The organism is Pseudomonas sp. QD4 (assembly GCF_049199125.1).
Taxonomy (GTDB): Bacteria; Pseudomonadota; Gammaproteobacteria; order Pseudomonadales; family Pseudomonadaceae; genus Aquipseudomonas.
Window position 1 is genome coordinate 1676266 of record NZ_JBLZOM010000001.1, and the last position, 24158, is coordinate 1700423.

The following is a 24158-nucleotide window of genomic DNA, read 5'->3' on the forward strand; positions in this document are numbered from 1 at the left end:
CCACCGCTACAGGATCAACGCGCTCAACCTTCGTTGAGCGCACCTCGCCCCCGCAAGGACGCCACACCCCATGAAAACCCTCGCCAACCTGGCTTTCGATTACATCTGGCACCTGATGTTTACCGACGACGACTACCTCGACCCGGACTTCGCCATCCGCCTGCAGGAGTCCATGCCCGACTACTTCGCGATCATGTCCGACGCGGAAAAAGCCGCGCTGGCGCAAGTCGCCGAAGAAACCCAGGCACGCCTGCTCGCGCCCCCCGACGAACACGGCTATTCCCCACGCAGCCTGGTGACGGCCGATCAAAAGCAGTTTTTGCAGGACCTGATCTCCGGCGAGTTTTTTACCCAGTTCGATTGAACGCCATCAACGGTTGCGCCGTCCGGAATAGGCACCACGATCCATCGCAGGATAGTGAGCGGTTGCAAGGGACTGCGCAGCGTCACGGGCTCGGCAGCGGCTACGGGTCTTCTGTAGCCGCTGCCGTAGGCTTGATCCTCAGCGTTGCCCCGGATCCGCCTGCACCAGGTGCCGCCAAGGGAAGACATCCCGGGCGAAATGGCTGACATAGCCACCATGGGTCGCCTGTACCACCTGGAATTGCAGATTCGGCCGCAAGGCGTTGAGGGCCTGCAACTGCTCCAGGCTCAAGCAACTGTTGCGCAGCACCAGGACTCGCAGCACGTCGCAGACCGGGCTGGCAAACAATGCCTGATAGGACGAAAAGCGGGTCACCAGGCCATCCTCGCGCACGTCGGCCCAGGTACTTTGCAGTTCGGTGGATTCGGTGAAGTCGAGCAACCGCAGATTGGGCAGATTGCTCGAGGCTGCCAGGTTGTCGATGAATTGCTGGGTGTCGAAATTACCGCCGATCCGCAACGTCGCCAACTGCGGCAACGGCACCTGGAAAAAATCGCGGTTGGGCGAGTTGGGCAGCACCAGCTGGGTCAGGTTCGGCGCCTTGGCGCAAAAGCGCGCGACTTCGCCACCCTCCTCCATGATGCTGCCGGCGCGCTGGATCAGTGACGCGTTATGGTGCTGCGGCTCGGTCGGGCTGATGACCAGGGAGCGCAACGCGGGAAAGCGCACATCGCTGTTGAGCAAGGACGTGAATTCCCATTCACGGGTGCCATTGGCGCCCGAGTCGGGGCCGGTGAAGGTCAGGGACACCAGGGTATCCGCCACCTCTTGTCGGCTCAGGCACTCCAGCGTCCAGAACAGGGGCTCGTCATACACCTCGCCATAAAACTCGACGTGCAGCCCACCGTGCAGCGGAGCCAGGGCCAGGTATTGCAGGGTGCCGACGTAAAGCGGTGTGTCGTGGCGGGCAAAATCGGCCTCCAGTTCTTCGGCGGCAGCCACCGTGAATTGATGGATTCGCTGCTGCAATTGCAGAAGTTGCTGATAACCGCGAGTCGCAAGCTGAGCTGACATTTTCAGGGCTCCTGTGTGATCGGTGACGGCCTTCGCCTCAGTACGCTTCGCCTTCGTCGCCCTCGACCCGGGCACCGAGGGCGCGGGCAATGTCCTTGGCCTTGATGATCAGTTCATCGTCATGCACAAACGAAATGCGCCCGCGGCGATAGTCGAACAGGTACTCATCACCGCTCACCGGAGACCGCCAGGACGCCGCATCGGTCTCACCGAGAACGATGGTTTCACCGGTGCGAGGGTTGATTCCGACCAGTTGCTCCTGCAGCTCCAGCGAGGGGTCGGCGGCACATAGCGCGTGCCACTCTTGCAGACTGATCTCGCCCGCGTCGGCGGTTCTGAGGATATGAATTTCGTAGGCCATCGAGGGGTCGTCCTTGGGTCGGCGCGGGTGGGCGGAGAATAACTGGCGGCGACATTAGCAGAAAGCAGCCGCTCTGCGAGCCTCTGGCCCGCCCCCGCGAAGTCGACCAATGGTCAGCCAAACAGCGAAATAGCGAACGATTGCTAATTGCGTTATCAGGCAGCGAACGCATAAGATGAGAACGATTTTCAATAACAACCCCCTGGGGCAGGACCCGATCCACGATGCACACGAGAGACACCCTGAATTCCTCTGAAGTGGACCTGCTCTATCGCTCCCACCATTCCTGGCTCACGACCTGGTTGCGCCGTCGCGTCGGCTGCCATGCCAATGCCGCGGACCTGGCCCAGGACACCTTTGTGCGCCTGCTCAAGGCGAGCCATGCGCACCCGCTCAAGGAGCCCCGGGCGTACCTGAGCAGCATCGCTCGCGGGCTGATGATCGATCAGTACCGGCGCCGTGCCCTGGAGCAGGCCTACCTCGAAAGCCTGGCGCTGATGCCGCCCAGCGAAGCGCCGTCGGAAGAACAGCGCTGGGTGATCCTCGACACCCTGGAGCGTCTCGATCAACTGCTGATGCTGCTCAAGCCACGAGTGCGCCAGGTGTTCCTGCATGCCCAACTCGATGACATGAGCTGCAAGACCATCGCCGAGCACCTGGGCATCTCCCGCGCCACCGTCGAGCGCGACCTGGCCAAGGCCATGGCAACCTGCTACCGGTGGCGCTATGCACAGTCCTGAAATCAGCCCGGGCCAGGCCCACGTCGAACAGGCCATCGAATGGCTGGTGCAACGGCGCTACAACCCACCCAGCGCCGAAACCGAACAAGGGTTCCAGCACTGGTTGCAGCAGCACCCGCATAACGCCCTGGCCTGGACCCAGGTCGAGGCCATGTGCGATGAGTTCAGCGGTCTGCCCCGCGACCTCAGCCGGCGTACCCTGGAAGGCACCCAGCGCCACCACACCAGCCACCACACCAGCCGCCGACACAGCCTCAAGCTGCTGGGCGTGCTGTGCGCCGTCGGCAGCCTGGGCTGGGTCGGACGCGAACAGCTCGGGCTGCCCTCGTTGCTGGCCGACCGTCACACCGCCACCGGCGAGCGCCGCACCTACCACACCGCCGACGGTGCAAAAATCCAGCTCAACACCGCCAGCGCCATCGACCTGCGCTTTGACAAACAGTTGCGCAACCTGAGCCTGGTCCAGGGCGAAGTGGCGATCGACACCGGCAAGGATCCGCGTCCGTTGCGGGTGATCACCCGCGACGGCATGCTCCAGGCCCTGAACGCCCACCTGCTGGTGCGCCAACGGGGCGAAGACACGGTACTCGCCGTGCGTCGCGGCGATGTGATGCTGTATGCCGCCAGCGGCCGCGCCCTACGCATAGCCGCCCCCGGCGAACAGTTGCTGCTCAGCGCCAGCGGCCAGGTGCGGCCGGCGATCACCCATGGCGATCCCTGGGGCTGGAGCGAAGGCGTGCTGAGCGTGCAGCAGATGCCACTGGGCGAGTTCATCGCCGAACTCTCGCGTTATCGCCCGGGCTTGCTGCGCTGCGCCGAAGAGGTCGCCAGGGTGAAGGTGTCCGGCACCTATCAACTGGCCGACACCGACCAGATCCTCGCCCTGATCGCGAAAACCCTGCCGGTCCGGGTCGACTACCGCACCCGCTATTGGGTCAGTGTTTCAGCGAGTTGAAATTTTTCACAGATAAATGAGGTACTTTCTCATTCGCGTTCGGCCTGTAGGAATAAAGGCAATTTTCGCCCCCTTCTTCCGCAGGAGTTCCGAATGATTCACCCAAGCGTTGCTCAACCCGACCCGCTGCAGCGTGCCATTCGTGGCGCCCTGTTCGGCCTGGCCATGGCCAGCGCCGGTCTGCCCGCGCTGGCACGTGCCGAGCAACCCGCAACCGCGCAACAGGCCCGCACCTGGAACATCGCCCCCGGTCCCCTGGACCAGGCCCTGGAACAACTGGCGCGCCAGGGCGGGCTGAACCTGTCCTATGACGCCGCGAGCCTGCAAGGCAAACAGACCCGCGGCGTCAGCGGCGCCCACGACAGTGCCCAGGCGCTGTCGCTGCTGTTGCAGGGCAGTGGCGTGCAGATCCAGCAGCAGTCGGCCAACAGCTTTATCCTCGTGCCGGCCACCACCAGCGGCGGCGCCCTGGAACTGGGCGCGACCACCATCTCCAGCGAACTCCTGGGCGCCACCACCGAGCACTCCGGCTCCTACACCACCGGCGCCGTGACCATCGGCAAGATGCCGCAAACCCTGCGCCACACGCCGCAATCGGTATCGGTGCTGACCCGCCAGCGCCTGGACGACCAGAACATCACCAACCTGACGAGCATGATGGAGCAGACCCCGGGCATCGTCGTCGACTACACCGACAGCGAGCGGGTCACCTACTACTCGCGCGGCTACCAGATCGACGCCATCCAGTACGACGGCGCCACCGTGGTCCAGGGCAGCGGCGGCGGTTCGTTTATCCAGAGCGACTCGGCGATCATCGACCGCGCCGAAATCCTGCGCGGCGCCACCGGCATGCTGCGTGGCGCGGGCAACCCGTCGGGTACGGTGAACCTGGTGCGCAAGCGCCCCACTCGCGACTTCCAGGCCTCGGCCACGGTCACTGCCGGCTCCTGGGATGCGCAACGCTACGTCGCCGACCTCTCCGGCCCGCTCACCGACAACGGCGCAATCCGGGGACGGATGATTGCCGTGCACGACGACAAGGACTCGTTCCAGGACAGCCGCATGGAACGCAAGAACGTGTTCTACGGCGCCCTGGCCGCCGACCTCGACGAGCGCACCACCTTCACCACCGGCATCGAATACACCGAGCTTGAGGCCACGGGGTCCTGGGGCGGCCTGCCGGCCAACTTCGACGGCTCGCCGCTGAAGCTGTCGCGCAGCACTTACCTGGGCGCCGACTGGAACCGCTGGAACCGCAGCAACCTGCAGACCTTTGGCGAGCTGGAGCACAACTTCGACAACGACTGGACCCTCAAGCTGTCGGCCACCCGCACCCAGTTCGAGCTGGACGACAACGGCTTCAAGCAGACCTATTTCACCCGCGCCAGCACCACCAACCCCTACCTGATGAACTACCAGGTCACCGAAGGCGACGGCGGCGAAAGCCAGCAGACCAACCTCAGCGCCACCCTCAACGGCCCCTTCGAACTGCTGGGCCGCGAGCACGAGCTGATGGTCGGTGTCGAACGCATCCGCAACGACTCCTATGCCTCGGCCACCAACTTCGTCACCTCCGGGGTCTTCGACATCCGCCAGTGGGACCCGAAAACCAGCCTGGCCGAGCCCTCGATCAATATCACCGCGCACCCGGTGCGCACCCGCACCACCCAGGAAGCGGCCCACGCCACCTGGCGCATTTCCCTGGCCGACCCGCTGACCGCAATCATCGGCGCGCGCCTGAACTGGTACGACTACGAGCAGGAAAACAACACCAAGAGTTCCGGCCAATACAGTGTCGATCAGCAAGTGGTGCCTTACGCGGCGCTGATCTACGACCTGAACCGGAACTTCAGCCTGTACGGCAGCTACACCGAAATCTTCAACCCGCAAAGCGCCACCGACGCCGCCGGCTCAGTGCTCGAACCAGTCACCGGCGAAGCCTATGAAATGGGGCTCAAGGGCGAGTTCTACGGCGGCCGCCTGAACACCTCGCTCGCGGTGTTCCGCATCAACCAGGTGGGCAATGCCCTGGACGACCTGAGCAGTCCCAACCCCTGCCCGCCCAACTACACCGCCGGTTATTGCAAGGTCGCCGCCGGCAAGAACCGCAGCGACGGCGTCGAGCTGGAAGTGTCCGGCGAAGTGCTGCCCGGCTGGCAGGTCAGCGGCGGCTACACCTACACCACCACCGAGTACCTCAAGGACACCGTCGGCAACACCGGTAACGTCCTGCGCTCCACCGACCCCAAGCGCCAGTTGAAGCTGTTCTCCAGCTACCGCCTGCCGGGGGAATACGCTGCCTGGACCGTCGGTGGCGGGGTCAGCGCACAAAGCGACATCTACTCGCGCAACGGCAGCGCCGAGGCCACTCAAAGCGGCTATGCGGTGTACAACGCGCTGCTGGGCTACCGCTTCAACGAGCAGTACTCGCTGCAACTCAACGCCAACAATATCTTCGACAAGCACTACTACAAGAAGGTGGCCGCGACCGCGACCGGTTACTACTACGGCGACCCGCGCAACGTCGCAGTGACCCTGCGCGGCACCTTCTAAAACCGTTGGCACCGGTGGCCGGACGCGAACCGCGTCTGCCGCCGGCCCATGGCCGCCGTGCCGAAAGCGGCCTCATCCCATCAGAATCAGGACCGCAGCACGATCCCTGGCACGCTGGTCGCCTCGCCTGCCGGCTCGGCCGTGGCCATCCGCTCGAACAGGTAACGCGCCGGTGGCTTGCCGAGGGCTTTGCGAAACATGGTGACAAAACCGCTCGCACTCTCGTAGCCAAGCTCCAGGGCCACGCTCTGCACGCTGTCGCCCCGGGTCAGGCGCTGCAAGGCCAGGATGATGTGCAACTGCCGGCGCCAGCGGCCGAAGCTCATGCCGACCTGCTGTATCAGCAGCCGGCTCATGCTGCGCTCGCTCAGGCCAATGCGCTTGGCCCAATCGCCGAGGGTCGCCTTGCAAGACGGGTCGGCCAGAAGCAGTTGCGCCAGCTGGCGCAGCCGCCGGTCCTGGGGCATCGGCAGGTGCAGGTCTTCGACCGGGGCCTCGCACAACTCGTCGAGCAAGGTGCCGATCAGGCGCGCCTCCCGGCCCTGGGTCGGATACAACTGGGGAAAGCCCGCGGCCTTGAGCAGCAACTCGCGCAGCAGCGGCGACACCGAGATCGTGCAGCAGGCCTGGGGCAGGCCGGCGACCGCAGCGGGCTCGACGAACAGGCAATAGCAGTGGGTCTCACCCGAGCCGCGTACCGAATGCTCCAGCCCGCCAGGGATCCAGACCGCGCAGTGCGGGGGCACGATCCACACCCCACCGTCCACCTCGCACTTGAGCACGCCCCGCAGCGAATACAGCAACTGAGCCTTGCGATGCCGATGGCTGGCGTGCTCCCAGTCCCTGGACACCAGGGACGCACTCAGGGCACTGACCGGGCGCGGGATGTTGTCCACGTCCCAGGACGGTGCCAGGTCAGGGGAAACCATGATGACCACGAACGAAGCACCTCATCTTGAGAACCATGGGTTTGGCCGAAGCGAAAAATATCGTGCGAGGGTTGCTCAATCTCGTCAAGCACCCGCGCCCGGCGCTTATCGAGCGCGCCAGTCACGCAGCAACTGGATGAAGTGCCGGGCCGCTTCCGAGAGCGGGCGATCGGTGGGTGTGGTCAAGCCTACCGGGGCCCGCAGCAGCGGACTGGCAAACGGCAGCGCGCGGACCACGCCCAGGCGCAGGTCAAGGTCGACCACCCCGCGCTGCACGAACCAGACCGCGTCGTAATCCTGCAGGTAGACCCGGGAAAAGGTTTCGCTCAGGGATTCGAGCATCTGGAAGCCACTCGCGGCGCCGCTGGATAGCAGGAAATTATCCACGCTGATGCGCACCAGGGTGCCTTGGGGCGAGGCCAGCAGCACATAGGGCAGCAGGTCATCCAGCACCAGGTGTTCCCGTTTGGCCAGGGGATGGTCGTGGCGAACCACCAGCAGCAGGTCTTCTTCGTACAGCGCTTCAAAGGCCACGCCGAGCATGTCGCGACCAATCAGGCGCCCGACGATCAGGTCGATGTCATGGGTGCGCAACTTGCCCACCAGAAAATCGTAGACCCCGGACAGCACCTGGATCCGCACCTGGGGATAGCGCTCGCGCATCTGCGCCACCACCGGCGCCAGCATGTAGCCGGCCGCCGTGGGCAACGCCCCGACCCGCAGCAGTTGCGGGGCCTGGGTGTCGACCCGGGTCGGGTCCATGGCCTGGTTGAAACTGGCCAGGGTCTGCGCCGCGTGTTTATGGAAGGCCTCCCCGGCTTCGGTGAAGCGCACCCCCTTGCGCCCCCGCACCAGCAACTGCACCCCTAACTCCTGTTCGAGCTCCTTGAGGCTCTTGGACACGGCGGAAAGGGTGATGTGCAGCAGTTTCGAGGCGGTGACCAGGCTGCCGGAGCTGACTACGGCGGTAAAGACACGCAGATGACGCAGGTTGATCGAGGATTGGCTCACGGCGAGAACACACCTTTTTAGTCAACCCACAGGTTAATTAACAGAGGATTTTATATCAATTTAATCAACCAAATCTTTGATTTAGCATGCCTCCTGACTTCACCGACTGACCTTGCGAGGACCCGTTCCATGACCCACCCCGAGCCGCGACTAGGCGCCTCCAGCGCGTCCCTGCCCAGCCTCAGCCCCGAGGCGCTGGCAGACGAACTGGCCCGCCTGGGTTACCAGGGGGTCGAGTGGCGCGTGGCAGATACCCGCCCGCTCGACCCGAGCCAACCCTGGAACGCCCGCAGCAACAACCGCTGCACCATCGCTCCCAACGCTGCGGCGATCGAGGGCATCCAGCGCCATTGCCAGGCCCTGGGCCTCAAGGTGTTTGGCCTCAGCCCTTACCTGACCGTGGGCGACCTTGACCAGACCCTGCGCATGATCGACCTCGCCGCCCTCGCCGATCAGGCCCGGCTACGGCTGTGGGCCCCCGGCTATGAAGGCGAACGCTACCCCGAGGCCTACGCCCGGATGCGCCGCTTCCTCGACCAGATCCTGCCGCGGGCCCAGGCCCAGGGCGTGCGCCTGGTGCTGGAGGTGCATCAGCGCACCATCTGCTCCAGCCCATCCCTGGCCATGCGCGTGGCCGAACACTACCCGCACCAGCACCTGGGCATCATTTATGACATCGGCAACCTGGCCATCGAGGGCCGCGAGGATGTGCAGTTGTCCCTGGACCTGATGGGCCCGCACCTGGCCCATGTCCAGATCAAAAACGTCGCCTACCGCCCCCTCGGCCCGGGCCAGGGCTGGCAGTGGGACTGGTGCCCACCCGACGCAGGAGTGCTGCCGTTGCAGGCGATGCTCGCCACCCTGCGCGCCAGTGGCTTCAGCGACTGGGTGTCGATCGAGGACTTTTCAAGCACCTACAGCGACCTGCAGAAACTGTCGCGCAACCGGGCCCTGGTCCGGCACTACATGGGGCTCGACAACGAGCCCGCCGTCTCTTCCCGCCACGAGGCCATCAGCCAATGAACAGCCCCCACACTCACCGCCGCGTGGCCCTGGTCACCGGTGCCGCCGGCGAACTGGGCCGCGCCATTTGCACGCGCCTGTGCCGCGACGGCCTGGACCTGGTCGCCGTGGACCTGAACCTGGATGCCGCCCAGGGACTGCTGCGAACCCTGCACCTGGAGCCGGGCCAGCGCGCCCTGGCGATTCAGGCCGACCTCGGCGATGAGTCGTCGATCGTCGCCATGGTCGCCCAGGCCGGCGCCGCATTCGGTCGCATCGATGTGGTGGTGAACAATGCGGCGGTCAACCACCGGGGCTCGATCTACGACTTCGACGTCGCCCAATGGGACCACATGCTGGCGGTGAACCTGCGCGGCCCGGCCCTGCTGTGCCAGAAGGTCGCGCCGTACTGGCAGGCCCAGGCCAGCGGCCGGGTGATCAATATCGTCTCGCGCTGCTGGGTCGCCGGCGGCCCGCCCGCCTACGTCGCGTGCAAGGCCGGGCTGGTGGGCCTGACCCGCTCCATGGCCAGGGAGCTGGCGCCGCACAACGTGACGGTCAATGCCATCGCCCCGGGGCTGTTGCCCTCGGCCTTTACCCTCGATGGGCGCGATGCCGAGAGCTTCCAGCGCATGGCCGACAGCTCCATCGGCGACACCCCGCTCAAGCGCCTGACCACCCCCGAGGATATCGCCAACACCACCTCGTTCCTGGCTTCCAGCGACGCTGCGTTCATTACCGCCGAAGTCATTCATGTCTGCGGCGGCAGCCAGCTGGCGCCCTTCGGCACCCGCTGAGCAGCACATGGTTCAACCACCACAATCACAATAAAGGTTGCTTATGAATACCCCTCAACCCGACAACCGGAGCATGGCCCGCCGGGCCGCCTTCGGCAGTTTTCTCGGCAGCGTGGTCGAGTATTACGACTTCTTCATTTACGGCTCGGCGGCGGCGCTGGTCTTCAACAAAATCTTCTTCCCGTCCGATGACCCCATGGCCGGCACCCTGGCGGCACTTGCCACCTTTGGCGTCGGCTACATCGCCCGGCCCATCGGCGCGCTGCTGTTCGGGCACCTGGGGGATCGCCTCGGGCGCAAGCAGGTGCTGATGATGACCCTGCTGTTGATGGGCCTGGCGACCTTCACCATCGGCCTGCTGCCGACCCACGCCAGCATCGGCGCCTGGGCCCCGGCGTTGCTGGTGCTGTGCCGGTTGCTGCAAGGCCTGTCCGCCGGAGGCGAACAGGTCGGGGCCAGCCTGCTGACCATGGAACACGCACCCGGCAAGAACAAGGCGTTCTACACCAGCTGGTTGATCAACGGCGCCTCTATGGGCTCGATCCTCGCCACGTCGGTGTTTATCCCGCTGTCGATGCTGTCTGAAGAACAGCTGCTGGCCTGGGGATGGCGCATCCCGTTCCTGCTGAGCGCGGTGATGGTGGCGATTACCTGGATCATCCGCCGTGGGGTGGATGAGAGCCCCGAGTTCATGGCGAAAAAACACGACGCTTCGCAGATTCCGGTGCTGGAGATGTTCAGCAAGGAATGGCGCGCCTTTGTCGTGGTGTTCTGTTGCGCCCTGATCTGCTCGGTGTCGTCGCTGGTGATTATCTTCGGCCTGTCCTGGGCCACCAATAACCAGCAGGTGGACCGCGCGTCCATGCTCTCGGCGATTGCCGCCAGCCAGGTCGTGGCCCTGGTCTGCCAACCGCTGTTCGGCCTGCTGGCGGACCGGATCGGCAAGAAGCGCATTTTCGCCGCGGGGTCCCTGGCCTGCTGCGCCGGGGTGTTCCTGTTCCTGTGGTCGATCACCACCGGCCAGATCGGGCTGATCATCTTCAGCACCGTGTTGCTCAAAGGCATCGTCTACAGCGCCCCCAATGCCCTGTGGCCGTCCTTCTACGCGGAGATGTTCAGCATTCGCGTGCGCTACACCGGCGTCGGCCTGGCCACCCAGTTGAGCTTTATCGTTGCCGGCTTCTCGCCAAGCGTGTGTTATGCGCTGCTCGGCGACGGCCATGCCTGGCTGCCCGTGGGCTACTTCATCGGTGGCCTGGCCCTAGTGGCCGCAATCGCTGCCCTGCTTTCACGCCCGGCCAGCGAACCTGCCGCCGAGCGCCCGCACGCAGCGCTCGCCCAGCGCGCCTGATCCCCTACCTGCGGGTACTGCGCGATTGCCGTGCCCGCCCCCACCTCGGAGACACCGCCATGCCCTTTGCCCTGATCGCCCACGACTATGACGATGCCCTGGAACGCCGCATGGCCTGCCGCGAACAGCATCTGCAGCGCCTGCAACAGCTCGCCGACCAGGGCCGACTGCTCGGCGGCGGCGTACTGCTGGACCCCCAAGGCAAAATGATCGGCTCCAACGTGCACCTGGGTTTTGCCCGGCGCGCGGAACTGGACCAATGGCTTGAGGACGAGCCCTACATCACGCAACGGGTCTGGGAAACCGTGGAAATCCTCGAGATCAGGCTGCTGAATCTGCCGCCCCGGGCTTAAGCGGGAAGCGCTCGGGCGGCAGGCCCTGACCAATGTCGGCAAGCCGCTGCCACCTGCTCGCCCAGCGCCCAGGCCACGCCCTTGCCGGGCAAGGCTGCGCCGCCATGGCCCGAGTTTTGCTGAGCTCCACGGATACCAACCAGGGAGCACCACCATGATCGGAAGCAGTTCATTTTCATTGCCGGCTGTCGACGCCCTCAGAAAGTCGCTGGAAAACGGCACCCTCAAGGCCGGCAGGATCGAGGTCGCCAACGCCACGCCGCAACTCCAGGCCCAACTCGACGCCAGCTTTCTCGACAGCCAGAAAGCCACGGCCGAGATGACCGCCCGTTACCGCGCCAACCCCAGCTGGGCGACCTTCGATCCCAGCAGCAACAAGGTCGAACTGCCCGACGTGCAGTCCCTCGGCAAAAGCGACGCCACCCATATCGCCAACGGCTTGCAGTACCTGCTGGAGATCGGGCGCCTGGAGGGCAAGACCCTGAGCGCGAAAAACGGCGATCTGGCGACGGACAGCCTGGCGCAGTATCAGGACTGGCTGCAGGCCCGGATCGGCGTCAACGCCCAGGCCTGATCGCCTTAGAACCGGGCTTGCAGCCCCACCCGCAGGGTGCGTCCGGGCGCCGGCATGAAACTTTGCGCCAGCGGGTCCAGGTAATAGCGGTCGGTCAGGTTTTGCAGCGAGACATTGAGCTGGGCGTGCTCCTGCAACTTGTAGTTGAGGAACAGATCGAACAGCGCCACTTCGCGGTAGTTCAGCTGTGGCGTGGTGGCGCCGGTCTGCCACGGTTTGTCGGCGGTCACCGTGGGCCCCGAGGTGTAAGTGATGCGGGTGCCCAGGGTCAGGCTCTGGTCGAAGAAGCGCAGGCCGGTGGTCAGGTTGCCGGCGAAGCGCGGCGGGTTCTGGGTGTTGGTGTAGGAGCCCATGAAACTGCCCGGGGTGCAGTTCGGCGTGTCGCTGGTTTTCTGGTAGGGGTTAGCGGTGGCGCGCAGGGTGGCGGCGAAGGCCGCGTCGCAGGTTTCGGTCTTCAGGTAGTAGGTGGATGACAGGTCGGCAAATACCCGGCCGGCGTCGTAGTGGGTCTGCAGTTCCAGGCCGCTGGTTTTATAGCTGTCGGTGTTGCTGAAGCGCATCAGGCCCCACAGGCCCGGGCTCGGGTCGTAGTAGCGGGTGATGTAGTTCTTGATGCTGTTGTTGAAGTAGGCCAGCTTGATCGCCGCCGAGTCGTCATCGAACAGCAAGCCTTTTTGCAGGGTGCTGGCACCGATCTCCCAGTTGCTCGAGCGCTCGGGTTTCAGGCCCTTGCCGGGGGTCGTCTGCTGCACGCCGTGACCGGTTTCGAACAACGAAGGCATGCGAATACCCTGGGTGTAGGAGGCATAGACGAAGGTGTCCGGCAGCACTTCGATGTTGATGCCGAAGGCCGGGGCAAAGGCGCCGCCACTGTTGCTGTCCTTGCCGGAATAGTTATAACCGCTGACCACGCTGCCCACTTGAGCGTCGCCGACGTCGGTATCGGTCGCGCCGTATTGGTTATAGGGCGTGCCCTCGAACGGGTAGTTGGTGTTGTTGAAGACGATCCCGTTGTTCAGGCGAGGGTCGGTGGCGTCGGTGTACAGGCCGTTCTGGTCCGGGAACCACATCAGGTAGCCATAGTCACCGGGCTTGTTGACCGTCACGTACTTGTGCTCGCGCACCTCCTTGCGCGCCGTCGCCTGGGCGACCTGATCCTTGCTGCGAAAATGGGTGTATCGCCCGCCCCCCCACAGTGTCAGTTGGTCCAGTGGCTTGTACTCCAGCTTGCCGTTGAAGCTGAACTCCTGCCGGGAACCCTCGCGCAAGCTGCGGTTGGCGTTGATATCGTCCTGGGTGGTGAGCACGCCCTTCTGCGGGCGCAGCTCCTCCAGCTGGAACGAGCCGCCCAGGTCCAGTTTCAAGTCGCCGTAACCGGTCTCGAACCGCGAGGTGTTGGCCAGGCCACCGCCCGTGCGGCGGTTGGCCTGGCGGCTCCAGGCGCGGTCGGTACGAAAAGCCTGGGAGGCCGGTGCCGACCATGAGGTCAACTGGCTGGTTTGCGCGTCGGTCATCCACAGGTCGGCAGTCAGGTCCACCAACGGGTTGCCCGAGGGCAGGTAGTTGTAGCGCGCGGTGTAGGTGTCGATCTTGGTATGGCCCAGGGGGTACTGATAAATGCCGCCGGTGCCGAAGCGGAAAATATCCGAAGGCATGATCTCGCCGATGCGTCCGTCATAGCGGCGATAACCGAAATCGAAGGTGTGGTCGTCCGCCGGGCGGATCGTGGTCTTGAGCAGGAACGACTCGGTCTCGGCCGACGAGTTCAGCACCTCTTCGCCAGCGTTGTAGGTGGTGGCCACGCTGGTTTCTTCCTGGTCATAACGGTCAAAGGTGCGGTAGCGGTCCTGGCCCTTTTTGCCGGAGAAATAGTTGCCCTGCTTGCGGTGGGCATAGGCTGCCACCACGTCGAACCGTTCATGGGAATAGGCGAACGCGGCGCTGCCGGCCTGCGCCTCGGAGCCAAACAGGCCGCCCCGGCTCTGGTGCGGTTCCGAGTACAGGTCTTCGGTCCGGGAGTGCGGGTCACGGGAGGCCGGGGCCACGCCGTTGTTCCAGACGTCACCCTTGAGGCGCAGGCCGATGTTCTGGCCGTCCTTGAGGATGTCGCCGACGCCCAGGGTGCGCATCTTCACCGTGCCGCCGATGGCGCTGGAGGTCAGGCTCGGGCCCTTGTCGATGCTGATGTCGCTGATCATGTCCGGGTCGATGTAGCTGCGCTGCTGGGTGCCGGCATAACCGCGATACACATCCAGCGCCTGCTGCGAACCGTCCACCGTCACCGCCACCCGGCTCTGGCCCTGGATCCCGCGGATATTCACATCCAGGCCGCCGCCATTGCGGCTGTCGCCCACCTGGACCCCGGGCTGGCCCTTGAGCACATCCCCCACCGAGACCACACCAAAGCGCTGCATGTCTTCGCCGGAGATGTACACCGACGAGCGCGGCGCCCGGTAGACCTCGGCCTGCTCGGGGTTTTCACCCTTGACCTGCTGCGCCGGCAGCACCACCGCGCCCTGCCCCTGGCCAACGCGCAAGGCATAGCCGCCATCGGCCTGGCGCTGATAGCTCAGGCCGGTCCCGCTCAACAGTTGGGTCAAGCCCGCCTCCGGGTTGAAATCCCCGTGCAGCCCGGGGCTGGTCTTGCCCGCCGTGAGCAGCGCGCTGCCGGCCATGCTGATGCCGGCCTCGGCGCCAAACCGCGACAACACCTGATCCAGCGGGCCGGCCTCGATGCTGTAGTGCTGGCGCTCGGCAGCGGCGAACGCCGCCACGCTGTACAGCGGCTGCACACTGAGGAAAAGCACGCCAAGGGTGTGAGTGCACAAGGCACGGGCGGGGAAAATCATGCAGGGCTCCTAGGGGTCGAGACCCACCTGTTTCGGTGGGTAATACCTAAAGGCCAAAGCACATCTGAAAAACTATCGTCCCGACGAAAAAAAAGTTTCAGGCCGGCACCACCGTCACCCAATAACGGGTCCGGCGCTCGATACGCACCGGCAGCGCCAGGGCCACCAACGCCAGTGCGGCATCGGTGTCGTCCAGTTGAAAACTGCCGGTCACGCGCAAGGCCGCGACCTCGGCACGGCAACGCAAAATGCCTGGGCGGTAGCGCGACAGCTCCGCCAGCAACTGGTCCAGACGCATGCGCTCGGCAGGCAAGATGCCCCGCAGCCAGGCCTGCGCCAGGACCGTATCGACGGGGCTTGGCGTAGCGACGCCCCGGCCGTCGACCCGGGTTTGCCAACCGGCGTGCAGCGGCACCGGCGCCGAATGATGGCGCGCACTGACCTGCACCAACCCGCGCAGCACCCTGACCTGGGTGCCCTGCCGATCCTGGCGCAACAGCAGATGGGCGCCATGGCTGTAGAGCACCGCGTCCTCGCTCAGCAGTTGCAGCGAAGCCGACGCAGCCGGCATAGCCAGGGCCATTTCGCCCTCGACCAACTGCACCCTGCGCTGCGTTGCGCTCAACTCCAGGTTCACCGCACTGGCAGTGTTCAACCACAGCGCGCCACCATCCGCCAGCGCCCAGCGTCGCCGCTCGCCGATACGGGTGCGGCAGGTCGCCAGCGCCGACCGCACCAGGGTCGACTCCGCCCCCTGCCAGCCAACCCCGCCCAGCAGCCCCAGGGCCAGCAGGCACTTGAGCACTTGCCGGCGGCGCTGCGGATCGGCCCCGGCCGCCTCCAGCGCTTGGCGCGCCGTGGCATCGCCCAGCAGATTCGCCCCCGGCTGCAACATGAGCGGCAAACTGCTGACCCGCTGCCAGGCGTATTCATGTTCGGCACTCGCCTGCCGCCACTGCTCCAGTGCCTGTTGATCGGCAGTGCCCATCAGTCCGGATTGCATGCGCACCATCCAATCGATGGCGCAATCGCGCACCCGGGGATCAACCACCGCCTCACTCATTCGAAACGGCTCGCATAACAGACACTGAACGCCTTGCCCATGGCCCGCTGCACCTGCGCGACGGTCAGGCTCAACTGCGCGGCGATCTGCGGGTAGGTCAAACCGTCGAGCTGGGACAAAAAGAAAATCTGCCGCACCCGCATCGACAACCCCACCAGCAACGAATCGAGCTGCAACAGGGTCTCGATCATCAAATGCCGCTCTTCCGGCGACGGCTCGTACGCCTCCGGCCGTGCGGCCAACGCCTCCAGATACGCCTTCTCGATGGCCTGGCGTCGCCAGCGATTGATCAGCAAGCCATTGGCAATGGTCGCCAGGAACGCCATGGGCTGGCGCAATTCACGCACATCCTCCTGGGAGCGCAACACGCGGATAAAGGTGTCGTGAGCCAAATCCTCGGCATCGGCACTGTGCCCCAACCGCCGATGCAACCACCCCCGCAGCCAGCCGTGATGGTTCACATACAACTGGGCGACGGGGGAGAAAAGGCTGTTGTCGTGCATGGGAGATTCGCATTAATGATAATGCTTCTCATTTTATGGTTTGCGGGTGGGGATTGTATAGAGCGCTGAAACAAAGCCCTGCCCGCCGTTGAAAAGGTGCCGCTCACTGCCGTCACCCTCGGCTCGGAGCTCAAGGCTCGCGGGGGCTGATGATGAGTGGGAAATGCCGCCACCATTGCCTGCCTCACGCTTAGTCATTTTCGTGACCAGGTCGAGCCGGCAATGATCCGATCCACTCATCATCAACACGGCAATTCCGGCTGATTTAACTGTCGCCCCGCAGCGCCCCTCTGAAACCGTCAATAGCCAAACAGCGACTTGTTCTCCAGGTACTCGTCAAACCCCAACTCCCCCCACTCACGCCCGTTACCCGACTGCTTATAGCCGCCAAACGGCGCGGCCTGGTCGGCGCGGGCGCCATTGAGATGGACCATGCCGGTGCGCAATTGCCGCGCAACCCCGCGGCTGCGTTCGAGGCTGGTAGAGGTGACGTAGCCTGACAAGCCATAAGGGCTGTCGTTGGCGATGGCTATTGCCTCGGCTTCACTGTCGTACGGCATGATTGCCAGGACCGGGCCGAAGATTTCTTCCCGGGCCACCAGCATGTCCGGGATGACGTCGGCAAATACCGTCGGCTGCACGTAGTAGCCACGCTCCACCCCTTGTGGTCGTCCCAACCCTCCGGCGATCAAGCGCGAACCCTCGGCGATGGCCTGGGCGATCATGGCCTGTACCCGTTCGAATTGCAGGGCATTGGCCACGGGACCGATGGCGGAGGTCGGGTGACTGTCGTCGAAGCACACCTGGGCCAGCACTTCCCGGACGATATCAATCACCGCCGGTTGCTGCGCGCGCGGTACCAGCAGGCGTGTTGGCGCATTGCACGACTGGCCGCTGTTGCGGATACAGGCCTGTACCCCGTGGCGCACCGCGCTAGGCAGGTAGGCGTCGTCGAGCAGGATATTTGCCGATTTGCCGCCCAGTTCCTGGGACACTCGCTTCACTGTATCGGCCGCCGCCTTGGCCACGGCGATGCCGGCGCGGGTCGAGCCGGTAAACGACACCATATCCACCTCGGCATGGCTGGCCAGCGCAGCGCCAACCCCCGGCCCATTGCCGTGGACCAGGTTGAACACCCCCTTCGGCACCCCGGCCTCATGCAGGATTTGCGCGACGATATGCGCTGACAACGGCGCACACTCACTGGGCTTGAGTACGACGGTGCAGCCCACTGCCAGGGCGGGTGCGAGCTTGCAGGTGAGTTGATTGAGGGGCCAGTTCCAGGGGGTGATCAGGGCGCACACGCCGATAGGCTCACGCACCACCAGCGTCTGGCCCAGGCGCCGTTCGAAGCGGTACTCGCGCAGCACTTCCAGCGCCTGCGCCAGGTGGCCCAGGCCTGCCGGGACATGAGCGCTTCGGGCCAGGGACAGCGGCGCGCCCATCTCCAGATGAACCGCCTCGATCAACGCCTCGCTGTGGCGTTTGTAGGCTTCGATGATGCGCTGCAGCAAGTCGATACGTGCCTCGAGCGAACTCGCGGCGAACGCCGGAAAAGCCCGCCGGGCCGCTCCGAGCGCACGGTCTACATCGTGCGCGTCGCCCAGGATGATGCGCGCAACCCCTTGCTCGGTGGACGGATTGATCACCGTCTCGACGGTTTCGCCGTGGGGTTTGACCCAGGCGCCGTCAATGTAGAACTCAAACAAATCGGACATACCCTCGACTCCCTTCAGGCCACCTGATTCAAGGCAGCCGCCAAGGTGTCGAACACCTGGGCGATCTCCTGCTGGCTGATCACCAACGGCGGTGAAATCACGATGGTGTCACCCGAACCGCGCACCAGCACGCCGTGCTCAAAGCACCACTGCGCAACGTCACTGCCACGCGCGCCGGCGGCACCGGGGCGCGGCTCGAGTTCGACGGCGCACAGCAAACCGATGGTGCGTACGTCCAGCACCGGCCCCACACCCCGCAGCGCCAGCGCGGCCGACTGCCAGAGCCCGCTGACCGCGCTGACGTGTTGATTGATGCCCAGTTCGCGATGCACCTCGATGGTCGCCAACCCGGCCGCACACGCCAGCGGATGCGCCGAATAGGTATAGCCGTGCATCAGCTCGATGACATTCGCCGGCCCGGCCATGAACGCTTCGTATACCGCACCGCTGACCAGCACGCCGCCCATGGGCACGGCGCCGTTGGTCAGGCCTTTGGCGGTGGTGATCAGGTCTGGCGTTACGCCCAATGCCTGGGCGGCGAAGCTTTCGCCGACGCGGCCAAAACCGGTGATCACTTCGTCGAAAATCAGCAGCACGCCGTGCCGGCTGCAGATCTCGCGCAAGCGTTGCAGATAGCCCTGGGGCGGCGGGTACACCCCGCCGGAGCCGGTCACCGGTTCGACGATCACGGCGGCCACAGTGCTCGGATCCTGAATGTCCAACAGTTGGGTCAGCGCGTCGGCGTAATGGACGCCCTGCTGCGGTTGCCCCGCGCTGAAACGCATACTCGCGTCGTAAGGCAGCGGCAGGTGTGACACCTCGCCCAGCAACGGACCGAAGTCACGCTTCTGCCGGCCGATACCCGACACCGACAGCCCGCCGAAACCCATGCCGTGATAGCCCTTGGCACGCCCGATAAACTTGGTACGGCGGCTGTCGCCGCGGGCCTGGTGATAGGCCCGGGCAATCTTCAACGCGGTGTCGACAGCCTCGGAACCTGAGTTGGTAAAAAACACCTGTTGCATGCCGGCCGGGCTGATGTCGATCAGGCGCTCGGCCATCTCCAGGGCGTGGGGGTGGCTCATCTTGAATGACGAAACAAAGTCCAGGCGCCCCGCCGCCTCGCGAATGGCCTCGACGATTTTCGGCTGACCATGTCCGGCATTGACGCACCAGAGCCCGGCCATTGCATCGAGTACACGACGCCCATCGGTGGTGGTGTAGTACATGCCGTCAGCACTGACGAACATCATCGGTTGCTGTTGGAACTGGCGCATCGGGGTAAACGGTGCCCAGAACGCGCCACACTCGGCACCTGTCGGGTTGGAAATATCGTTCATAGCGACTCCTGCAAAGCGGTTCTTGGATGGCCGGTCAGCGTCGGGCGCTGCAACGGGCCTGCGTTAACGTTGACGCTGCGGTCCACGTACAACATGCCGCGCTCGATACGGCAGCTGACACGGTCACAAAACGCCATCTCGACAAACTGCCAGGTCATGCTCAATGCCCCGTCGTCGGTCCAGCGCGCCTGCGCCACCACCGGGGTGAGCTCGGGCTGGTATTGGTGATGCAAATAATGGCCGGTCATGCTGGTCTGGCTTTCGATGCCGTCGGCCAGGCCGGCGCGAATGCAGTGGGTGCCACGGGGGTCGGTGAGGTAGAAGTCGCAATGGTCAGTACCCAGCACCAAGCGTATTTCGCTGACGTGATCGTCGTTGGCCTCCATCACAAATGTGCCGTTGAACTCGGCATGACGCGGCGAAGTCGACGCCCCTGAAAGGGACGGCCGCCGCTGGCTTGCCAACAACGCCGCCAAATCGGCATCCGCCGCGCCGTCGGCGGGCACGCCCAGCGCCGGCAACAGGTGTTCCCAGAGCAGGCTGTGCAAGCGCCGCTCGCCCAAGGGCAGCCCGGCGGTAAACGCAATCACCGCGTTGTGGCGTGGCAAGACGATGCACTGCTGGCCAAATACCCCGGAGGCGTAGTAACCACCGTGCAGGGTCATCCACCACTGGTAGCCGTAGCCTTCACGGCGCGTGACACCGGCGTCGCTCGAGTCGCGGCCCTGGTAGCGCTTGCCGTCGAAGGCGCCCATCCATACATCATCGACATGCCCACGGGTGGCTTCGGCCACCCACTCCCGTGACAGCAACTGCTGCCCTTCCCAGTGGCCTTGTTGCAAATGCAGCACACCGAACTTGAGCAAGTCCTCGGTGCTGCAACTCAGGCCATTGCCGCCCGTGTTGAAGCCGCCAGGTGCCAGGTCCCATTTGATGGTCCCCATGGCCATGGGTTGGAAAATACGTGCGTTGCACAACTCAAAGGCCGTCTGGCCGCTGACCACGCTGACAATCGCCGAGAGCATGAAACTCGAGGCACTGCTGTAGATAAACTGCTGCCCCGGTGGGTCTTCAACCGGTTCATCGAGGAACAGCTTGACCCAGCTTTCACTGCGCCCACGCCAGGCCCCGCCGGAAATGCCCTGGCGATGGCCGGTGCGCATGGTCAGCAAATCGCGCACGGTCATGGCTGCCAGATTGGCGCTGATCGGTGACGGGCAATCTGCGGCAAAAAAATCCACCACCTTGGCCTCCAGCGACAGCACGCCGTCATCCACCAACAGCCCGATGGCCATGGATACCCAGCTCTTGGTGACTGAATGCTGAACATGCAAGCGTTCGGCGCGATACGGCGCCCAAAACGCTTCGGCCACCACCGCACCGTCGCGGTACAGCATGAAACTGTGGAGCTCCAGGCCCGCAGCGTTCACCGCCTCAATGAAATCGCTCACGCCACGCGCCGATACGCGCTGGTGGCTGGGCAGTGCCCGCCGCAACGGCAAACTCGTCATCTGATCTATCCCCTCATTTCCACTGCCTTGGCGGGCAACAGGCTGACCCGGCTGCCCGCCGTTACTGCTACCAGAGCGCCACGGTGTAACCCAGGATCACTCGGTTCTCGTTGGTGTCACGGGTGAAGTTGCTGGTGGCGCTGGCGTTCTGCCAACGCACAGACACATCCTTGAACGTGCCGCTTTGCACCACGTAGCCGAGGCTGAAATCGCGCTCCCACTCGCGCCCTTCGCCCTTGAAGCCGATGACCTTGGCGTTGTCGCCCTTGGCGTAACGCGTCGAGAACAGCAGGCCCGGCAGGCCCAGCGAGGCAAAGTCATAGTCATAGCGGGCATGCCACACGCGCTCGCCGGTCTGGGAGAAGTTGGCCAGTTGGTACTCGGTGAACAGGTAGGTGTTAGTGCCGTCCACGTAGGTGAACGGCGTCGAGCCGTACTGTGCCTGGTAACCGCCGCTGAGGTTGTGGCCATAGAGGCTGTAGCCGATACGGGTACTCAACGCACGGTTATCCACCTTGCCGGCCAGGCCCGCAGCGTCTTCACTGGCGTTGAAGTAACGGATGTCGGTCTTGAACGTACCGGGGCCCCACTTGAAGCTGTTTTTCAAGCCCAGGTAGTGCTGTTGGTAGAGGCTTTCCAGTTGCGCGTACTGATAGGTCACGAGCGTGGTTGGCGTGAGCTTGTACTCGCCGCCGGCGTAGCGGAACTCATCACTTTTGGCGCTGCTTTTGTAGGCACCGTACTGGCTGGTAAGACCCATGTCCTCGTAGTGGGTCGAGTCGCGCTGCTTGACCTGGTCCAGTTGGCCCACGGTCAGGGTCAGCTTGTCGATGTCTTTGGAGGTGAGCGCGGTGCCACTGAAACTCTGGGGGAACAGACGGCTGAGGTTGGGTTGCAGGGTCGGCAGGTCCGGCACCATGTAGCCCACTCGCAGCTCGCTCTGGGCCATGCGCGCCTTACCGGTGATGCCGAGTTTGGAGTAATTGTCATGGGCGCGGCGTGCGTAGCTGGGAGAGCCCGGCTCGGCCACGCTGGAGCGCGCCAGCAGCCCGGTGCCGGAGTTATCCGGGCTCGAGTCGAGTTTCACGCCCAGCATGCCCACCGCGTCCAGGCCAAACCCCAGCGTACCGTCGGTAAAGCCCGATTCGAGGTTGAGAATAAACCCCTGCGCCCATTCGGCGCGCTTGTTCTGCCCGCTGGACTCGCGGTAGTCGCGGTTGAAGTAATAGTTCTTCAATTCAAGCGAGGCCTTGCTGTCGGCGACAAAGTCGGCCTGGGCAAACAAGGGCATGAAACCGACGCCCATGACGCTGGCACTGGTGACAACTTTGTTGATGCGGTTATTCATGTGGAGGTTCCTGGCAGACAGGTTGAGTGGGGTTGTTTTTGTTTTCTTCGGCCATGGCTTCGCCCGCTTCGCCAATCACCGATTGACGAAGGTTTGGGTTTCAAAACATGGCCTGGGGTGCAGCAGTACCTAAATCACACCGGCGCGGAGGCGGTAACTGCCATCCGCACGTTTCTCCAAGGGGCTGGCCGCTGCGAGCAGCCGCCGGGTATAGGGATGTTGCGGGCTGTCGAAAAGGGTGTCGCGCGGCCCCATCTCAACCACTTCGCCCTGGTTCATCACCGCCACGCGATGAGCGATGCGCTCCACGGCCGACAGGTCGTGGGAGATGAACAGGCAGGCGAACCCGTACTGGCGTTGCAAGCGCTCGAACAACTCAAGAATCTGTTTTTGAATGGTCATGTCCAGTGCCGAAATCGGCTCGTCGGCAATCACCAGCTTGGGTCGCCTGACCAGCGCCCGGCCAATCGCCACGCGCTGGCGCTGGCCACCGGAGAGTTGATGGGCAAAGCGCTCACGGAACTGCTCGGGCAGGCCGACGTCGACCAGGGCCTCGGTGACCCGCTGGCGTTTTTGCGCGGCCGTCAGCCCCGGCTCATGGCGCAGCGGCTCGGCAATGATCTGGCCGACGGTCATGCGCGGATCCAGGGACGAATACGGGTCCTGGAATATCATCTGGCATTGCAGGCGGTGTGCCCGGTTGGCGGCCTTGAGGATATCCACGCCCTGGAACAGGATGGCCCCGGCGCAGGGCGTGACCAACCCGACCACTGCCCGCCCAAGGGTGGTTTTACCCGAACCGCTGCCACCGACCAGGGCCAAGGTCTCGCCCGGTGCGATGCTCAGGTTCACCGAATGCACCACGCGCTTGGGCACGCTGCGGCCCCAGAAACTGCGCGGCCCCGGGTGTTCGATGCACACATCCCGGACCTGCAACAACGCGTGGTCGGCGGCCGGCAATGGCACCAGCTCGCCGCGCCGTGGCAGCGCTTCAAGCAACTGCCGGGTGTAGTCGGCCTTCGGCGCGAACAGGATGTCTTCGATACGGCCCTGCTCCACCGCCTTGCCTGCACGCATCACCACCACCTTGTGGGCATAACGCGCCACCAGGGACAAGTCGTGGCTGATGAACAAAATCGCCGTGCCTTGCTCGCGCGTCAGCTCCAGCATCAACTCGATCACGTCCAGTTGTGCCAGGCAATCGAGCGCCGTGGTGGGCTCGTCGGCGATCAGCAGCGCCGGACGCAGCAACATCACCGAGGCCAGCATGATGCGTTGGCGCATGCCGCCGGAGAACTGATGCGGGTAGGACCCCAGGCATTTCTCGGCATCCTTGATCCCGATGCGTTGCAGCATGGCGCTGCAGCGCTCGCGGATCGTCGCCGCATCCAGTGTGGTATGCAGTTTGAGCGCCTCGCTCATCTGCCGGCCAATCGTCAGCGCGGGGTTGAGCGAGACCATTGGTTCCTGGAACACCATGCCGATCCGCGCACCGCGCACTTCACGCATCGCCTTGGCATTGCCGCTGTCCAGCGGTTCGCCCTGGAACATGATGCGCCCACCACACACCTGCATCGGCGCCGGCAGCAAGCCAATGGCAGCGCGTGCGGCCATGGTCTTGCCGCTGCCCGATTCGCCGACCAGCGCGACGATCTCGCCAGGGGCCATGGTGAAGCTGAAATCATCGACGGCCAGCGGACCGTCCGCACCGACGCGAATCTGTAGATTTTCAACGGCCAGTAATGGCACTGGAACGCTCATG

At 64.4% G+C, this 24158-nt stretch carries 21 protein-coding genes; 9 read left to right on the top strand and 12 right to left on the bottom strand.

Annotated elements, in window-relative coordinates; genetic code table 11:
* Positions 1-70: 70 nt before the first annotated feature.
* The gene (locus ACOZJV_RS07225) at positions 71-364 is read left to right on the top strand and encodes a hypothetical protein (RefSeq protein ID WP_020298197.1); all 294 of its coding nucleotides are present in this window, start codon (positions 71-73) and stop codon (positions 362-364) included.
* 138 nt (positions 365-502) lie between these two features.
* On the opposite strand, the gene ACOZJV_RS07230 is transcribed toward ACOZJV_RS07225, so the two are convergent.
* Together ACOZJV_RS07230 and ACOZJV_RS07235 are read right to left on the bottom strand one after the other, a co-directional pair.
* Positions 503-1438: a hypothetical protein gene (locus ACOZJV_RS07230; RefSeq protein ID WP_078472608.1), complete on the bottom strand. Its 936-nt coding sequence runs from the start codon at positions 1436-1438 to the stop codon at positions 503-505.
* A 37-nt stretch (positions 1439-1475) separates the two neighbouring features.
* A complete protein-coding gene (locus ACOZJV_RS07235) occupies positions 1476-1799 on the bottom strand; it encodes a hypothetical protein (protein WP_078472609.1) in 324 nt (107 codons plus the stop codon).
* Between the two features lie 224 nt (positions 1800-2023).
* Here ACOZJV_RS07235 and ACOZJV_RS07240 point away from each other — a divergent pair, with 224 nt between their 5' ends.
* From ACOZJV_RS07240 to ACOZJV_RS07250, 3 genes are all read left to right on the top strand, one after another.
* Entirely contained in the window at positions 2024-2539 is a 516-nt protein-coding gene (locus ACOZJV_RS07240) for a sigma-70 family RNA polymerase sigma factor (protein ID WP_078472610.1), read from the top strand.
* Positions 2526-3494: a FecR domain-containing protein gene (locus ACOZJV_RS07245; RefSeq protein WP_421547216.1), complete on the top strand. Its 969-nt coding sequence runs from the start codon at positions 2526-2528 to the stop codon at positions 3492-3494. The genes ACOZJV_RS07240 and ACOZJV_RS07245 overlap by 14 nt, the downstream gene beginning before the upstream one ends.
* Positions 3495-3587: 93 nt before the next feature.
* Positions 3588-6047, top strand: coding sequence for a TonB-dependent siderophore receptor (locus tag ACOZJV_RS07250; RefSeq protein ID WP_078472612.1), 2460 nt, complete (start codon positions 3588-3590; stop codon positions 6045-6047).
* An 86-nt stretch (positions 6048-6133) separates the two neighbouring features.
* On the opposite strand, the gene ACOZJV_RS07255 is transcribed toward ACOZJV_RS07250, so the two are convergent.
* A complete protein-coding gene (locus tag ACOZJV_RS07255; protein WP_421547217.1) occupies positions 6134-6976 on the bottom strand; it encodes an AraC family transcriptional regulator in 843 nt (280 codons plus the stop codon).
* Between the two features lie 105 nt (positions 6977-7081).
* On the bottom strand, positions 7082-7987 hold the full coding sequence (locus ACOZJV_RS07260) for a LysR substrate-binding domain-containing protein (protein WP_078472613.1): 906 nt from the start codon (positions 7985-7987) through the stop codon (positions 7082-7084).
* A gap of 129 nt (positions 7988-8116) precedes the next feature.
* On the opposite strand from ACOZJV_RS07260, the gene ACOZJV_RS07265 reads away from it, so the two are divergent.
* The 5 genes from ACOZJV_RS07265 to ACOZJV_RS07285 all read left to right on the top strand — a co-directional run bounded on the left by ACOZJV_RS07265 (position 8117) and on the right by ACOZJV_RS07285 (position 12064).
* The gene (locus tag ACOZJV_RS07265; RefSeq protein WP_421547218.1) at positions 8117-9010 is read left to right on the top strand and encodes a sugar phosphate isomerase/epimerase family protein; all 894 of its coding nucleotides are present in this window, start codon (positions 8117-8119) and stop codon (positions 9008-9010) included.
* Positions 9007-9786: an SDR family NAD(P)-dependent oxidoreductase gene (locus ACOZJV_RS07270; RefSeq protein WP_078472615.1), complete on the top strand. Its 780-nt coding sequence runs from the start codon at positions 9007-9009 to the stop codon at positions 9784-9786. Before ACOZJV_RS07265 ends, ACOZJV_RS07270 begins: the two co-directional genes overlap by 4 nt.
* Before the next feature lie 43 nt (positions 9787-9829).
* The gene (locus ACOZJV_RS07275) at positions 9830-11137 is read left to right on the top strand and encodes an MFS transporter (RefSeq protein ID WP_421547219.1); all 1308 of its coding nucleotides are present in this window, start codon (positions 9830-9832) and stop codon (positions 11135-11137) included.
* A 59-nt stretch (positions 11138-11196) separates the two neighbouring features.
* Positions 11197-11490, top strand: coding sequence for a YciI family protein (locus tag ACOZJV_RS07280; protein ID WP_078472616.1), 294 nt, complete (start codon positions 11197-11199; stop codon positions 11488-11490).
* Positions 11491-11644: 154 nt separating this feature from the next.
* Positions 11645-12064: a hypothetical protein gene (locus tag ACOZJV_RS07285; protein ID WP_078472617.1), complete on the top strand. Its 420-nt coding sequence runs from the start codon at positions 11645-11647 to the stop codon at positions 12062-12064.
* A 5-nt stretch (positions 12065-12069) separates the two neighbouring features.
* On the opposite strand, the gene ACOZJV_RS07290 is transcribed toward ACOZJV_RS07285, so the two are convergent.
* The 8 genes from ACOZJV_RS07290 to ACOZJV_RS07325 form a co-directional block, all read right to left on the bottom strand.
* Entirely contained in the window at positions 12070-14913 is a 2844-nt protein-coding gene (locus tag ACOZJV_RS07290; protein ID WP_201130490.1) for a TonB-dependent receptor, read from the bottom strand.
* A gap of 97 nt (positions 14914-15010) precedes the next feature.
* Positions 15011-15976 (bottom strand): DUF4880 domain-containing protein, encoded by a 966-nt coding sequence (locus ACOZJV_RS07295; protein WP_421547220.1) that lies wholly within the window; start codon positions 15974-15976, stop codon positions 15011-15013.
* Positions 15973-16479 (bottom strand): sigma-70 family RNA polymerase sigma factor, encoded by a 507-nt coding sequence (locus ACOZJV_RS07300; protein WP_020298211.1) that lies wholly within the window; start codon positions 16477-16479, stop codon positions 15973-15975. The genes ACOZJV_RS07295 and ACOZJV_RS07300 overlap by 4 nt, the downstream gene beginning before the upstream one ends.
* Positions 16480-16778: 299 nt before the next feature.
* Positions 16779-18197 (bottom strand): aldehyde dehydrogenase family protein, encoded by a 1419-nt coding sequence (locus ACOZJV_RS07305; protein WP_421547221.1) that lies wholly within the window; start codon positions 18195-18197, stop codon positions 16779-16781.
* A 14-nt stretch (positions 18198-18211) separates the two neighbouring features.
* Positions 18212-19537 (bottom strand): aminotransferase class III-fold pyridoxal phosphate-dependent enzyme, encoded by a 1326-nt coding sequence (locus ACOZJV_RS07310; protein WP_421547222.1) that lies wholly within the window; start codon positions 19535-19537, stop codon positions 18212-18214.
* Positions 19534-21048 (bottom strand): serine hydrolase domain-containing protein, encoded by a 1515-nt coding sequence (locus tag ACOZJV_RS07315; RefSeq protein ID WP_421547223.1) that lies wholly within the window; start codon positions 21046-21048, stop codon positions 19534-19536. The genes ACOZJV_RS07310 and ACOZJV_RS07315 overlap by 4 nt, the downstream gene beginning before the upstream one ends.
* A gap of 67 nt (positions 21049-21115) precedes the next feature.
* On the bottom strand, positions 21116-22396 hold the full coding sequence (locus ACOZJV_RS07320; RefSeq protein WP_421547224.1) for an OprD family porin: 1281 nt from the start codon (positions 22394-22396) through the stop codon (positions 21116-21118).
* Between the two features lie 129 nt (positions 22397-22525).
* Positions 22526-24157 (bottom strand): ABC transporter ATP-binding protein, encoded by a 1632-nt coding sequence (locus ACOZJV_RS07325; RefSeq protein ID WP_421547225.1) that lies wholly within the window; start codon positions 24155-24157, stop codon positions 22526-22528.
* Position 24158 lies beyond the last annotated feature (1 nt).